The organism is uncultured Microbacterium sp., assembly GCF_947488465.1.
In the GTDB taxonomy this organism is placed as follows: domain Bacteria; phylum Actinomycetota; class Actinomycetes; order Actinomycetales; family Microbacteriaceae; genus Microbacterium.
Genome location: NZ_CANKZA010000002.1, coordinates 295,305 through 309,262 on the forward strand (window position 1 = coordinate 295,305; position 13,958 = coordinate 309,262).

General features: G+C 63.0%; 14 protein-coding genes. 5 read left to right on the plus strand and 9 right to left on the minus strand.

Annotated elements, in window-relative coordinates; genetic code table 11:
* Nucleotides 1-14: 14 nt before the first annotated feature.
* From Q0653_RS06455 to rpmH, 9 genes are all read right to left on the minus strand, one after another.
* Nucleotides 15-992: a ParB/RepB/Spo0J family partition protein gene (locus Q0653_RS06455; RefSeq protein ID WP_298943575.1), complete on the minus strand. Its 978-nt coding sequence runs from the start codon at nucleotides 990-992 to the stop codon at nucleotides 15-17.
* Nucleotides 992-1,924, minus strand: a complete 933-nt coding sequence (locus Q0653_RS06460) for a ParA family protein (RefSeq protein WP_298943576.1) — start codon at nucleotides 1,922-1,924, stop codon at nucleotides 992-994. The genes Q0653_RS06455 and Q0653_RS06460 overlap by 1 nt, the downstream gene beginning before the upstream one ends.
* A 1,125-nt stretch (nucleotides 1,925-3,049) precedes the next feature.
* On the minus strand, nucleotides 3,050-3,373 hold the full coding sequence (locus Q0653_RS06465; protein ID WP_298943578.1) for a GIY-YIG nuclease family protein: 324 nt from the start codon (nucleotides 3,371-3,373) through the stop codon (nucleotides 3,050-3,052).
* A gap of 308 nt (nucleotides 3,374-3,681) precedes the next feature.
* The gene (gene rsmG, locus Q0653_RS06470; protein WP_298943580.1) at nucleotides 3,682-4,305 is read right to left on the minus strand and encodes a 16S rRNA (guanine(527)-N(7))-methyltransferase RsmG; all 624 of its coding nucleotides are present in this window, start codon (nucleotides 4,303-4,305) and stop codon (nucleotides 3,682-3,684) included.
* 22 nt (nucleotides 4,306-4,327) lie between these two features.
* Nucleotides 4,328-4,831, minus strand: coding sequence for a R3H domain-containing nucleic acid-binding protein (locus Q0653_RS06475; protein WP_298742830.1), 504 nt, complete (start codon nucleotides 4,829-4,831; stop codon nucleotides 4,328-4,330).
* A 19-nt stretch (nucleotides 4,832-4,850) separates the two neighbouring features.
* Nucleotides 4,851-5,963: a membrane protein insertase YidC gene (gene yidC, locus Q0653_RS06480; RefSeq protein WP_298943925.1), complete on the minus strand. Its 1,113-nt coding sequence runs from the start codon at nucleotides 5,961-5,963 to the stop codon at nucleotides 4,851-4,853.
* A 6-nt stretch (nucleotides 5,964-5,969) separates the two neighbouring features.
* Nucleotides 5,970-6,305 (minus strand): membrane protein insertion efficiency factor YidD, encoded by a 336-nt coding sequence (gene yidD / locus Q0653_RS06485; RefSeq protein WP_298943927.1) that lies wholly within the window; start codon nucleotides 6,303-6,305, stop codon nucleotides 5,970-5,972.
* Between the two features lie 17 nt (nucleotides 6,306-6,322).
* A complete protein-coding gene (gene rnpA, locus Q0653_RS06490) occupies nucleotides 6,323-6,661 on the minus strand; it encodes a ribonuclease P protein component (protein WP_298943582.1) in 339 nt (112 codons plus the stop codon).
* 9 nt (nucleotides 6,662-6,670) lie between these two features.
* On the minus strand, nucleotides 6,671-6,808 hold the full coding sequence (gene rpmH, locus Q0653_RS06495) for a 50S ribosomal protein L34 (RefSeq protein WP_298742835.1): 138 nt from the start codon (nucleotides 6,806-6,808) through the stop codon (nucleotides 6,671-6,673).
* Between the two features lie 306 nt (nucleotides 6,809-7,114).
* Between rpmH and dnaA the strand changes: the two genes are divergently transcribed.
* From dnaA to gyrB, 5 genes are all read left to right on the plus strand, one after another.
* Entirely contained in the window at nucleotides 7,115-8,533 is a 1,419-nt protein-coding gene (gene dnaA, locus Q0653_RS06500; RefSeq protein ID WP_298742838.1) for a chromosomal replication initiator protein DnaA, read from the plus strand.
* A 402-nt stretch (nucleotides 8,534-8,935) separates the two neighbouring features.
* On the plus strand, nucleotides 8,936-10,078 hold the full coding sequence (gene dnaN, locus Q0653_RS06505) for a DNA polymerase III subunit beta (protein ID WP_298943605.1): 1,143 nt from the start codon (nucleotides 8,936-8,938) through the stop codon (nucleotides 10,076-10,078).
* Nucleotides 10,079-10,115: 37 nt separating this feature from the next.
* On the plus strand, nucleotides 10,116-11,306 hold the full coding sequence (recF, locus tag Q0653_RS06510) for a DNA replication/repair protein RecF (RefSeq protein WP_298943607.1): 1,191 nt from the start codon (nucleotides 10,116-10,118) through the stop codon (nucleotides 11,304-11,306).
* A complete protein-coding gene (locus Q0653_RS06515) occupies nucleotides 11,299-11,796 on the plus strand; it encodes a DciA family protein (RefSeq protein WP_298943609.1) in 498 nt (165 codons plus the stop codon). Before recF ends, Q0653_RS06515 begins: the two co-directional genes overlap by 8 nt.
* Before the next feature lie 112 nt (nucleotides 11,797-11,908).
* Nucleotides 11,909-13,942: a DNA topoisomerase (ATP-hydrolyzing) subunit B gene (gene gyrB / locus Q0653_RS06520; protein ID WP_298943611.1), complete on the plus strand. Its 2,034-nt coding sequence runs from the start codon at nucleotides 11,909-11,911 to the stop codon at nucleotides 13,940-13,942.
* Nucleotides 13,943-13,958: the final 16 nt, after the last annotated feature.

Consider the following 13,958-nt stretch of genomic DNA (forward strand, 5'->3'; position numbering starts at 1 on the left):
GAGAGACCGTGGCGTCAGAGCGTCCCGTACCCGGTTTCGCCCATCTCATCGAGGATGCGGTTGAGATCCTGGATAGTGGCGAAATCTATGTTGATCTGGCCTTTTCTAGCCGTGAGCGTGATCTTCACCTTGGTGTTCAATCGGTCGCCCAACCGCTCGGCGACCTCATCGAGATGAGCGCGCCGGGCGCCTGCCTTGGGCGCCGCGGGCCGCGGGAAGCCGGCATCCGTCATCTTTGCGGCTGCCTCGGCGGCGCGCACCGACAGATCTTCGTTCACGATCTTGTCGGAGAGTCGCTGCATTGCCGCGACGTCGTCGAGCGACAGGATCGCGCGGGCGTGACCGGCGCTCAGAACACCCGCCGCGACGCGCTGCTGCACCGGCATGGGGAGCTTCAACAGGCGGATCGTGTTGCTGATCTGCGGGCGCGACCGGCCGATGCGCTGCGCTAGCTCTTCCTGGGTGATCGCGAAGTCCTCGAGCAGCTGCTGGTAGGCCGATGCCTCTTCCAGCGGGTTGAGCTGCGAGCGATGCAGGTTCTCGAGCAGGGCGTCCCGGAGGAGATTGTCGTCGGTGGTCTCCCGGACGATCGCCGGAATCGACGTGAGCCCGGCTTCGCGTGATGCCCGAGTGCGGCGCTCACCCATGATGAGCTCGTACTTGCCGTCCTCGTTCGTGCGGACGACGACGGGCTGGAGAACGCCGAACTCCCGCACGCTGTGCACGAGCTCCGCGAGATCGTCCGGATCGAAGTTCGAGCGCGGTTGGCGCGGGTTCGGAACGATGTCATGCGGGTCGATCTCGATCAGTCGGGTGCCGGGAACAGCGACCAACTCCGCTGTCTCTTCCGTGCGGGGCGATGTGGTGGTGCCTGGAGCACCGTCAGTGAGCGACGCACCGGGGAAGAAGACGTCGACGGGACGCGCCTCCGACGATTCGGTGGTCGGGATGAGTGCACCGATACCGCGGCCCAGTCCAGTTCGCTTTGCCATCAGTCGGTTCCCTCATTGTCGGTGTGTTGGAGTCCTCGCCGCGCGATTTCGACGGCTGCCTCGCGGTACGCGACGGCGCCAGCGGACTGCCCATCGTAGGCAATCACTGTCTGACCGAAGCTCGGCGCCTCGGACACACGCACGGATCGTGGAATCACAGTGCCGAGCACTTCCTGCGGGAAGTGAGTACGCACTTCGTCGGCGACCTGCTGCGCAAGGCGTGTGCGACCGTCGTACATCGTCAGGAGGATCGTCGAGAGATGCAAATGCGGATTCAGGTGCTTCTGGATCATCCGCACGCTCCCGAGGAGTTGACTGAGGCCTTCCAACGCGTAGTACTCGCATTGGATGGGAATCAAGAGTTCTTTCGCCGCCGTGAAGGCATTGATGGTGAGGAGGCCGAGCGATGGTGGGCAGTCGATGAGCACGAAATCGAGGCGCTCATCAAGGCCGGTGATGTAGTCGTCGAGCGCTGTGCGAAGGCGGTGTTCGCGCGCAACCTGCGACACCAACTCGATCTCCGCGCCCGCAAGATGAATCGTGCTGGGAGCGCAGAGCAGACGAGGAGATTCAGGGCTGACCTGGACAATATCCGCGAGGGGGAACTCATCGATGAGCACGTCGTAGATGCTCGGGATGTCTGCGGTGTGCGGCACGCCGAGGGCGGTCGATGCATTTCCCTGCGGATCGAGGTCGATCACCAGCACTCTTGCGCCGACGGATGCCAGGGCGGATGCGAGATTGACCGTCGTCGTCGTCTTACCGACTCCGCCCTTCTGGTTCGAGACCGTCACCACGCGGGTGTCGCCCGCGAAGGTGATCTCGACTGCCGCCAATGCCTTCCGTCGCGTGGTCAAATCGGCCAGTTCGCGGGCAATCGGACTATCTGCGAGGAGGGGTGCGGGAGACTTCGCGTTCTCCGATTGCTGCACCATCAACTCCTGTCACGCCGGGGGGTTATCCCACTGTAGTCGAGTACGCCGACACCGCTGCTCGATCTACCCCGTTTCACGTGAAACACCCCACCACAGTCCCCGCTGATCGAGTGCCGGCGCGCATCGTCGGTGTACCGCGATCACTCACCGCTCACCCGATGTTTCACGTGAAACACGCACCGTGGTTTCGATACGGCGCCTCCGGCGCCTACTCAACCACCGAATCTTGCCCAATCCCCGGTGATCGAGTGCCGGCGCGCATCGTCGGTGTACCGCGATCACTCACCGCTCACCCGATGTTTCACGTGAAACACGCACCGTGGTTTCGATACGGCGCCTCCGGCGCCTGTTCCCGGTGATCGAGTACCGGCGCACAGCGCAGGAGTACCGAGATCACCCATTTATCACCCGATGTTTCACGTGAAACATGCAAGTGGTTTCGGTACGGCGCCTACGGCGCCTACTCAACCACCGACGCCGGGAGCGGTGATCGAGTGCCGGCGCGCAGCGCCGGTGCATCGAGATCACCCCGGACACCCGATGTTTCACGTGAAACATGCAAGTGGTTTCGGTACGCCACCTACAGCGCCTACTCAACCACCGACGTCGGGACCGCTGATCGAGTGCCGGCGCGCAGCGCCGGTGTACCGAGATCACCCCGGGACGCGCGATGTTTCACGTGAAACATGCAAGTGGTTTCGATACGGCTCCTCCGGCGCCTACTCAACCACCGACGCCGGGACCGGTGATCGCGTGCCGGCGCACAGCGCCGGTGTACCGAGATCAGCCATGTATCACCCGATGTTTCACGTGAAACATGCACCGTGGTTTCGGTATGGCGCCTCCGGCGTCTGTTCCCGTTGATCGAGTGCCGGCGCGCAGCGCCGGTGTACCGAGATCACCCCGGACGCGCGATGTTTCACGTGAAACATGCAAGTGGTTTCGGTACGGCGCCTCCGGCGCCGGGACCCGTGATCGAGTGCCGGCGCGCAGCGCCGGTGTACCGAGATCAGCCCGGGACGCGCGATGTTTCACGTGAAACATGCACCGTGGTTTCGATACGGCGCCACCGACGCCGGGAGCGGTGATCGAGTGCCGGCGCACAGCGCCGGTGTACCGAGATCAGCCATGATCAGACTCGTCATCAGAAGCGTCCGTGAAGCGATCACTGAAAGTCTTGCGACTCAGTTCGGAGAGTTGATCGTACTCACGCGCGATCAGTGCTTTCCGCTTGGCACGACTCCAGCCCTGCACTTGCTTCTCCCGCGCGAACGCGTCGTGAACGTTATCGTATGTCTCACTGTAGGCAAGGACCACTGGACGTCGACGCTTCGTGTACTGCGCGCCCTCACCGATCTCGTGGAGCCAGACCCGCTTTTCAAGGTTCCTACAGCTACCTACGTAAAAGCTGCCATCCGCGCATTCGAGGATGTACATGTACGGCATGGGGATAGAGTGCAGCATTCCGCGGCGATCCATCCCACGTACATGGCGTGATGTGGAAACTCAACGAGAATGCTGCCATGTGGAGGAGGCAGTGTTTCACGTGAAACACTGCCTCGTTTCGGTACGGCGCCTGCGGCGCCTACTCAACCACCGATATCAGACCGGTCTCGGGGGATCGAGTGCCGGTGCGCAGCCCGGTGTATCGAGATCAGCCAGAGTCCACCGATGTTTCACGTGAAACGCGGCGTGGTTTCGGTACGGCGCCTGCGGCGCCTACTCGACCACCGAAGGGTGCGCAGGCGAACGGATCAGCGGACGGTCGCGCGGATCACGCGAGTCGGCTCGGAGATCACACCCTCACCGACGGGCTCCACGCGGACGTTCGAGAGGCGGAACTTGCGGACCTGTTTGTCCGCTGCCGTCACCTCATTCTCCGCATTGGCGCCCTTGAGGAGAATGAGTTCACCGCCGTCACGCACAAGGGGAGCGGTGAGAGGAATCAGTGTTCGCAGGGCGCTGACCGCGCGCGCGGTCACAGCATCCAGTACCGGACCCTGCTTCCAATCCTCACCTCGCGCACGCACCACCTCGACGTTCTCGAGTCCGAGATCCGTGACCTGCTCATTCAGCCATGCGACTCGACGCTCCATCGGTTCGATGAGAACCCATCGCACGTCCGGTCGCGAAATGGCCAGGACGAGTCCCGGCAGCCCGGCCCCCGAGCCGATGTCGCCCACGCGTCCACCAGCGGGAAAGAGTGGTCCGGCCACAGCCGAGTTCAGAATGTGCCGGCTCCACAAGCGCGGGAGCTCAAGGGGACCGATCAGACCCCGCTCCTCGCCATGCTCCGCCAATGCGGTCGTGAACTGTCGCGCCTGAGCCAGGCGATCGCCGAAGATGTCGGCGGCGACGTCGGGTTCCTGCTCGAGCATCACTGAAGTTTCACGTGAAACGTCAGCCGCGCCGGATGACGGTGTGCCGGTCAGCACCCTCGCCATAGGACTCAGAAATCAGCCCACGCTCGGAAACGATGTCGTGCACGAGTTTGCGTTCATAACTCGACATTGCGGGCAGGGATGCCTGGGACACACCCTCATCGAGCCGTGCAATCGCTCGGTCGACCAGTTTCTGGAGCTGCTGCTGGCGGGCGTCCCGAGATCCACCGACGTCGAGAATCAAGCGTGAGAAATGGCCCGTCTTCGTCTGCACGGCGATTCGAGTGAGCTCCTGCAGCGCTTGCACGGTGTCAGGCTGAGAGATCAACGCAAGCGCCGCGTCGTCTTCATTCTCGACCGACACGTAGGCTCGCCCACCACGGACGTCGAGCGCAAGATCACCGTCGATGTCGGCGATGTCGAGCAGGCCTTCGAGATAGTCGGCAGCCACGTCGCCTTCTTGCTCCAGTTGCTCGACGGTAGCCGTCGGGCGGAGAGTGTCCTGTTCGGGAGTTGTCGTCATGATGATCCTCGCGGCTCTCTCAGGAATCCTTGGGCGGGTTGGTGTTCTTCTGCGCCTGCTTCTTGGCACGCTGCTTGCTCACCGGCTGCTGACGCTTCGGCGCTTCAGCCTTCGCTTTCTGCGCCTCGTCGAACAAGCGCTGCTGCTCCGCCTGGTACTTCTCCAGCGGGATGATCTTGCCGTGCGCGTCGAGTGCCTTGCCCTTGCGAGCGAGGCGCTCCTCGCGGGCCTTGGCTGCTTCCGATCCCGGTGTCGGGAGGTTCCGGATGACGATGAACTGCTGCACCATCGTCCAGATGTTGGACGTGAACCAGTAGAGGACGACACCCAACGGGAAGAAGACACCAGAGAAGATGAAGGCGAGCGGAAGAACATAGAGCATGATCTTCTGCATCTGGTACGCCTGGCCGGTCTTGGCCTCGGGCGACAGGTTCTTCGAGATGATCTGAAGCTGAGTGATGAACTGCGATGCGATCATCAGGATGACGAGGATGACGAGGATGACGACCGTTACGGTCTCACCGGCGCCCCACGCCTCGATCATGTTGACGTGGAGCGGAGCAACACCGAACAGCTGCGCATCGTAGAACTGCTTTGTCAGGTCGACGTTGAGAAGACCGACACCACCCACACCCCATTCGGCGTGCTTTTTGACGTCGCTGAGTGTGTAGAACATACCGAGCAGAATCGGCATCTGCACCAGCAGCGGAAGACAACTCGACACCGGAGTCGTGCCGTGCTTCTTATAGAGCGCCATCGTCTCGCGACTCATCGCCTCACGCGAGAGCTGATCCTTCTTGCCGCGGTACTTCTCCTGAACTTTTCGCAGTTCAGGGGCAATTTCCATCATCTTGCGCTGGCTCTTGATCTGCCGCACGAAGAGCGGGATGAGTGCCGAGCGCACGACGATCACAAGACCGACGATCGACAACACCCAGGTGAGGCCGGCATCCGGCTCCATGCCGATCGACGTGAAGATCCAGTGCCAGAACACCAGGATCGCCTCAACGATCCACTTGAACGGCCACATGATCGTGCTGAAGAAGTCGAGGCTTCCCGACGGCGGAGGTGTCGTCGGGGTCGGCACCACCGGAGTCGGGGTCGCCGCGGCAGCGGCGAAGAGAAGATCCAACACGGATCAGTCCTTTCTGGGGGGCACGACGAATCCGTGCGGAGTCAGGTCATGACGGAAATGCGCGTGCGGCTTCACGTCGTCGATCCCGCCTTGGGCCCAGGGGTGGCACCGAGCGAGACGGGCAGCCGTCAGCGCGGCACCCTTGATCGCTCCGTGCTGCTGGACCGCGCCGACCGCGTAGGCGGAGCAGGACGGGTAGTACTTGCAGACATCGCCATAGATGTGTGAAACCGTGGCGCGATATCCGTGGAGGGCAGCGAGCACGATATTGCGCGGCAACAACGGCAGACCGTGCACCACGGTGGATGCTGCGATTCCGCCGTCGCCGGTCGCCGACATCGGAAGGGTCGAGGCGCTCACGCCGCGGCTTTCCGGCTCAGGCACCGCGTGACTTCATCGCGCAGTTGCGCGTAGTCAGCCGTCGCCGCGGTGGGAAGGGCGCGGATCACGATGTCTGCGCCCGCGCGGACTCCAGGCAACGCCTCGGCACACACGGCTTTGAGCCGGCGGCGGACGGTGTTGCGGGTCACAGCGTTCCCCACTTGCTTACTGACGATGAATCCGAACCGCGGAGAGCGGTCTTCGGCTGTCGCGACCACGTAGGTCACCGTACTCGAGCCGGCGCATCGGGAACCTCCTCGCACGACGGACTTGTAGTCCGCCCCGCGAGTGATGCGGCTCCCGCGCGCCAGCACGCGGTCAGGTCAGGCCGAAAGCTCGGCGCGGCCCTTGGCGCGGCGAGCCGAAAGGATGCCACGGCCGGCGCGCGTCCGCATACGGGCGCGGAAGCCGTGCTTCTTGGCGCGGCGGCGGTTGTTGGGCTGGAACGTGCGCTTGCTCATGAGGATCACTCCGGATCGGCGGTCACCGGAACGCTCTCAACCGGGGACACAGGTACAGGGACAGCCCATGCGGGCATAAGTCAACCGATTAAGGCTACGTCGAGACGGCCGGAAACTCAAGCCGGCGGCGAGCGATCTGACATTATCCACCGGTCGCACGTCGTGCCTGGCGGCGACACGCGGCCCGGATCTACAGTGGATTTTGCGCCGGACACGCTCCCTGACTAGCGTGTCACGGATAGTTATCCACAGGTGTGGATCATTGACGGTCCTCCGTCATTTTCGTCATCGGATCCCGGGAGGGACATGTCTCAGCACGAAGTTCCGGATGTCCCGGTCTGGACCGCCGTGCTGGACGAACTGATGCGCGATGAGCGCGTCACCCCACAACTCCAAGGATTTCTGAGTCTTGCCGTCGCGCAGGGTGTCATGAGCGGCACCCTCTACCTCGACGTCCCCAACGATCTGACGGCCGCGCAGCTGAACAAGCGCCTGCGCGCGCCGATCATGGAAGCGCTCGCGACGGTGGATGCCGAGCCCGCCGCATCCTCGTTCCGCGTCGTGGTGAATCCTGAACTGGCCGATGCTCATCTGACGGCGCCCGTTCCGGTGCAGTCGACGGCACCGCAGATGACGGCTATCCGGCCGGCCACGGAAGAATACGTCGAACAAGCCGCGTCGTCCGCCCGGAGCGACACACGACTCAACCCCAAATACAGCTTCGACAACTTCGTCATCGGTCAGTCGAACCGGTTCGCACACGCTGCAGCCGTGGCCGTCGCCGAGGCACCGGCCAAGGCATACAACCCGCTTTTCATCTACGGAGACTCGGGTCTCGGGAAGACGCACCTCCTGCATGCGATCGGTGATTACGCCCTGAGCCTCTACACCGGCATCCGTGTGCGCTACGTCTCGAGCGAGGAGTTCACGAACGACTTCATCAACTCGATTGCGAACAACCGCGGTTCGGCATTCCAGGCGCGCTACCGAGATGTCGACATCCTCTTGATCGACGACATCCAGTTCCTGCAAGGCCGGCAAGAAACCCAGGAAGCGTTCTTCCACACGTTCAACACTCTGCACGACCATGACAAACAGGTCGTGATCACCAGCGATGTACCGCCGCGGCAGTTGACCGGATTCGAAGACCGCATGCGCAGCCGGTTCGAGTGGGGCCTCATCACCGATGTGCAGGCGCCCGACCTCGAGACTCGTATCGCGATCCTCCGCAAGAAGGCGCAGTCCGAGCGGCTGCTCGTTCCTGACGAGGTGCTGGAGTACATCGCGACCAAGGTGTCCTCGAACATCCGTGAACTCGAAGGCGCGCTCATCCGTGTGTCGGCGTTCGCGAGCCTCAACCGGTCGAACCTCGACATCTCACTCGCCCAAACAGTGCTCCGCGACATCGTCGACACAGATGACACCAATGTGATCTCGCCCACCGACATCATCACGGCGACCGCGCAGTACTTCCGGCTGTCGGTCGACGATCTCTACGGCTCGAGTCGATCGCAGTCGATCGCCACCGCACGGCAGATCGCGATGTACCTGTGTCGTGAGCGCACGAGTCTGTCCCTTCCGAAGATCGGTCAGCTCTTCGGCAACCGCGACCACACCACCGTCATGTACGCGTGCAAGAAGATCGCACAGCTCATGAAGGAACGACGCTCGATCTACAACCAGGTATCCGAGATCACGACGCAGCTCGGCCGTATCGGCCGCTGATTCAGTACTCGCACTTGACAGCGTTGTCCGTAACGCGCGATCATGCGCGTTCTTCACAGTGTGGAAATCCTGTGGATAACTCCCGCCAGGACTCGAACTTCTGTGAACGAATGACAACGTCCTGTGGAATGACCATCGACAAGACGGATGCTGCGCGTCGCGACGAACGACACTCATCCGCAGCTCGCCCACAAGTTACACGCGTGTCGTTTCCTCGTCTCGACACGGATCGGCTGAGTTATCCCCATTTTCCACAGGGGTTAACACCATGACAGATACCTCTCTTGAAGAAACACGTTCGATAACCAAAACGAACTCACCTCACATCTGACGGGCGTCTGCGGAATCCGAACGACAAGGGCACTAGCATGGGAGGGCTTTAGTCGACCCAAGGGAGCGCCAGTGAAGTTCCACGTGAATCGCGATGTATTCAGCGAGGCCGTGTCATTCGTCGTGAAGCTCCTTCCACAGCGAAACCCCCAGCCGATCCTGGCCGGTGTGCTGATCGAAGCATCCGATGAAGGCCTGTCCTTGGCGGCGTTCGACTATGAAGCATCGGCTCGCACGACGATCGAGGCGACCGTCGACGTTTCCGGCACGATCCTGGTCCACGGACGGTTGTTGTCGGAGATCGCCAGCCGACTGCCCAATGCACCGATCCAGATCGAAGTGGGCGAAGACGACGGGATCGTGCTGACGTGTGGGTCCGCTCGGTTCACTCTCGCGTCGATGCCGGTACAGGAATATCCCGCCATTCCCGAGGTTTCCGGTGAATCCGGTCTCGTGCCCGCGGAAGAGTTCGCGACCGCCATCGCGCAGGTCGCCTTCGCCGCGTCGCGTGACGATGTCACTCCTGTCCTCACCGGCGTGCAGCTCGAAGTGGCGGGCACGCAGTTGAGTCTCGTCGCGACAGACCGCTACCGCGTCGCGCTGCGTGAGGTGTCATGGGACGGAGGCACCGCCGCATCCGACGAATCGACCACGGCGCTCGTGCCGGCGCGGACGCTGACCGAAGTCGGCAAGACCTTCGCGCACTCGGGTGACATCAAGATCTCGTTCTCGGGGTCGGGTGACCGCGAGATCATCGCCTTCACCGCGGCCAACAAGACGGTGACCTCTCTCCTCATCAAGGGAAATTTCCCGCCGGTCCGCCGTTTGTTCCCCGAGCAGACCGACCACTACGCCGTCGTCAACACCGCAGAACTGGCTGAGGCCGTTCGGCGTGTGTCGCTCGTGCTCGATCGCTCGGCCCCGCTGCGCTTCACTTTCAGTGAAGACGGTGTCTCGATGGATGCTTCCGGAACGGAGCAGGCCCGCGCTTCCGAGTCGGTTGATGCAACCCTCGCCGGTGACGATGTGACCCTCGGCCTCAATCCGCAGTACCTGCTCGAGGCACTCGGTGCCGTGAAGAGCGAGTTCGCGCGCATCACGTTCACCTCCAGCGACAATGCGAACAAGCTGAGCCCTGTGCTCATCACCCCGCAGACCTCCGGTGGACCCGAGAGCTTCAAGTACTTGCTGCAGCCGAACCTGTTGCTGCGCTGACATCGGGAGTGTCGTCTGCGCCGCCTAGGCTGAATCGGTGATCGTCGAGCAGCTCAGCCTCGTCGACTTCCGCAATTACGCGGTTGCCGACGTGTCGTTGACCGCCGGCGCGAACGTCTTCGTGGGTCGGAACGGTCAAGGCAAGACGAATCTCGCCGAGGCCATTGCCTACCTCGCGACTCTCGGGTCGCATCGTGTCTCCCAGGATGCACCGATGGTGCGCGACGGGATGGATGCCGCGATCGTGCGGGCCCATCTTTCCCACGGCGATCGTCGGATCGTTCTCGAATTGCAGATCAACCGCTCCGGTTCCAACAAGGCGCGGGTCAACGGCGCGGCTGTTCGCCCGGTCGAACTGCCGCGGTATGCCCAGGTCGTGTTGTTCGCCCCCGAAGATCTGCAGATCGTGCGCGGAGATCCGTCGGCGCGGAGACGCTTCGCCGATCAACTCCTCATCCAGCGCGCACCACGCATGGCCGGCGTTCTCGCCGACTACGACCGGGTGCTGAAACAGCGCAATGCGCTTCTCAAGTCTGCCCGGTCGCGTGGTGTCCGCGGAGAGGGGTTGTCCACTCTCGATGTGTGGGATGACAAGCTCGTGCAGCTGGGCACCGACGTGATCCGCGCTCGCCTCGCGATTGCGGCCGAACTGTCTGCGCCCGTGGCCGCGGCTTACACAGCGATCGCCGGTGAAGACCACCGGCCGGAGCTCCAGTGGAGCCTGACGGTTGACGGCGTCGACGGTGCGGATGACGGGGATGATCTCGATACCGCGGGTGAGACCGGCACCGATACTCGATCGGTGGGTGGGAGCGCCGAGGATATCGCCGCGGCGTTCCGGCAGGCCCTCGCCGCCAAGCGTCCGCAAGAACTCGAACGTGCGATCACCCTCGTCGGTCCGCACCGAGATGATCTCGTGCTGCGCGTGCGGGGACTTCCGGTGAAGGGCTACGCCTCGCACGGTGAATCGTGGTCGGTTGCCCTCGCACTTCGACTCGCGTCGGCCCGCTTGCTGCGCGAACAGTCGCAGCTGGGAGATCCGGTCTTGATTCTCGACGACGTGTTTGCCGAGCTCGACGCCGACCGGCGAGCCCGGCTGGCGGCACTCGTGGGGGATTTCGAGCAGGTCATCGTGACGGCTGCCGTCGAAGAAGATGTGCCGGCGGCGCTGTGCGCACGTACGGTCCGAGTGGTCGCCGGAACGATTCAGGCGGTGGGCGATGAGTGAGTCGCCCCTGTCCGGTGTTCCCGAAACCATCGCAACGTACCTGCGACTCAGAGGCCTTGAGCCCTCGGCTCGGACAGCACGCCGACGCAAGAAGCGAGGCGAGACCGACGACGACAAGATGCCGTTCGCGCCCGGTCGCGACCCCAAAGGTGTCGGCGATGTCCTCGCAGACCTCACCCGCCAGGCGGGCTGGGACTCGCAGCTCGCGCGGGAAGACCTGGTCTTGCAGTGGGAGCAGGTGACCGGCGCCGAGACCGCGCGACACGCGAATCCCGTGGCGCTGGCCGACGGCATCCTGACCGTCCAGTGCGACTCGACCGCGTGGGCGAAGAATCTGCAACTCATGCGCGCAGAGATCGTGACCCAGCTGATGCGTCGATTCCCCGATGCCGGCGTTCAGAACGTGCGCTTCGTCGGACCGGACGTCCCCTCCTGGAAATGGGGCCCCAGAGCCGTTCCAGGGCGCGGTCCTCGCGATACCTACGGGTAATCCACGTCCCGCGGCATCCGGAGGCTTTTCCGCGCGCCACAGCGGCGTATGCGCACCCCGAAAGCGATAGAATGAACTGATCCTTCGAATCGATCTGGAGTGCTCGAAACATATGACGTCTGAAACCCCCGACAGCGTTCCCGAGGAACTCTCCACTCCCGACCAGAAGGTGCACAACGACTACGGGGCCGATGAGATCCAGGTACTCGAGGGTCTTGAGGCGGTACGTAAGCGGCCCGGCATGTATATCGGGTCGACGGGCGAGCGCGGTCTTCACCACCTTGTCTACGAAATCGTCGACAACTCGGTCGATGAGGCCCTTGCCGGCTACTGCGACACGATCCACGTCACGATCCTCGAAGACGGCGCGCTGCGTGTCGTCGACAACGGCCGCGGCATCCCCGTAGACATGCACAAGACCGAGGGCAAGTCGACCGTCGAGGTCGTTCTGACCGTCCTCCACGCCGGGGGAAAATTCGGCGGCGGCGGGTACGCCGTTTCCGGCGGCCTGCACGGCGTCGGTTCCTCCGTCGTCAACGCGCTGTCCACCCGCCTCGATGTCGCCGTCAAGCGTCAGGGGCATGCGTGGCGCCAGACCTTCCGTGACGGCGGATCGCCCGTGGCGCCGCTCGCGAAAGAAGAAGCGACGGATGAGACGGGCACGACCATCACGTTCTGGCCGGATGCCGCGATCTTCGAGACGATCGATTTCGACTACGACACGTTGCGGACGCGCTTCCAGCAGACGGCGTTCCTGAACAAGGGCCTCCGGATCACACTGAACGACCTGCGGCCCGACTCGGCGTACGTCGTCGACGAAGACGGAACGGCCGTCACGATGCAGCCGCACGCCGACTTCCTGTACGAGCGCGGCCTCGTCGACTACGTCGAGTACCTCAACAAGGTGCGGAAGGCCGAGGTCGTCAACGACGAGATCATCGAGGTCGAATCCGAAGACACAGTCCGCCACATCTCGCTCGAGCTCGCGATGCAGTGGACGACGAGTTATACCGAGAACGTCTTCACCTTCGCGAACACGATCAACACGCACGAGGGCGGTACCCACGAAGAGGGTTTCCGTGCGGCGATGACGACGTACATCAACAAGTACGCGCGCGAAAAGGGACTTCTCAAGGAGAAGGACGACAACCTCACCGGTGAGGACATCCGCGAGGGCTTGACCGCCGTCATCTCCGTCAAGCTCTCCGAGCCGCAGTTCGAAGGTCAGACCAAGACCAAGCTCGGCAACACCGAAGCCAAGGCGTTCGTGCAGAAGGTCGTCGGCGATCAGCTGACCGACTGGCTCGACCGCAATCCGGTGCAGGCGAAGCGCGTCATCATGAAGGCCGTGGATGCCGCGACCGCCCGCATGGCGGCACGGAAGGCGCGCGAGACAGCGCGTCGCAAGAGCGTCTTCGAGTCAGCATCCATGCCCGAGAAGCTGAAGGACTGCACGAGCAAGGATCCCTCGCTCAGCGAGATCTTCCTCGTCGAGGGTGACTCGGCCGGCGGCTCCGCCGTCAGCGGGCGCGATCCCGAGCACCAGGCGATTTTGTCGCTGCGTGGCAAGATCCTCAACGTCGAGAAGGCTCGCCTCGACCGCACTCTCGGCAACGCCGAAATCCAGGCGATGATCGCGGCCTTCGGCGCGGGCATCGGCGAGGACTTCGACGTCGAGAAGGCGAGATATCACAAGATCGTCTTGATGGCCGATGCCGACGTCGATGGCCAGCACATCACGACGCTCCTGCTGACCCTGCTCTTCCGCTACATGCGCGGGCTCATCGAATCGGGATTCGTCTACCTCGCTCAGCCGCCGCTGTACCGGCTCAAGTGGTCGAACTCCGACCATGAGTACGTCTACAGCGATCGCGAGCGCGACGCGCTGCTGGCCGCTGGTATTGCCGCCGGCAAGCGCATCCCGAAGGACAACGGGGTGCAGCGCTACAAGGGTCTCGGCGAGATGAACGCCAAGGAATTGTGGGAGACCACGATGGACCCCGAAACCCGCACGCTTCGTCAGGTGACGATCGACGACGCGGCTGCGTCAGACGAGATCTTCTCGATCCTGATGGGTGAAGACGTCGAGGCGCGACGCGGATTCATCCAGCGCAACGCCAAAGACGTCCGCTTCCTCGATATCTGACCTTCGACACGCTCAG

Excerpts from the sequence above, each read along its gene's own strand:
- Q0653_RS06455 (WP_298943575.1), bottom strand. The coding sequence starts at position 992 with ATGGCAAAGCGAACTGGACTGGGCCGCGGTATCGGTGCACTCATCCCG.
- Q0653_RS06465 (WP_298943578.1), bottom strand. The coding sequence starts at position 3,373 with ATGCCGTACATGTACATCCTCGAATGCGCGGATGGCAGCTTTTACGTA.
- rsmG (WP_298943580.1), bottom strand. The coding sequence starts at position 4,305 with ATGCTCGAGCAGGAACCCGACGTCGCCGCCGACATCTTCGGCGATCGC.
- Q0653_RS06475 (WP_298742830.1), bottom strand. The coding sequence starts at position 4,831 with ATGACGACAACTCCCGAACAGGACACTCTCCGCCCGACGGCTACCGTC.
- yidD (WP_298943927.1), bottom strand. The coding sequence starts at position 6,305 with ATGTCGGCGACCGGCGACGGCGGAATCGCAGCATCCACCGTGGTGCAC.
- rpmH (WP_298742835.1), bottom strand. The coding sequence starts at position 6,808 with ATGAGCAAGCGCACGTTCCAGCCCAACAACCGCCGCCGCGCCAAGAAG.
- dnaA (WP_298742838.1), top strand. The coding sequence starts at position 7,115 with ATGTCTCAGCACGAAGTTCCGGATGTCCCGGTCTGGACCGCCGTGCTG.
- Q0653_RS06515 (WP_298943609.1), top strand. The coding sequence starts at position 11,299 with ATGAGTGAGTCGCCCCTGTCCGGTGTTCCCGAAACCATCGCAACGTAC.
- gyrB (WP_298943611.1), top strand. The coding sequence starts at position 11,909 with ATGACGTCTGAAACCCCCGACAGCGTTCCCGAGGAACTCTCCACTCCC.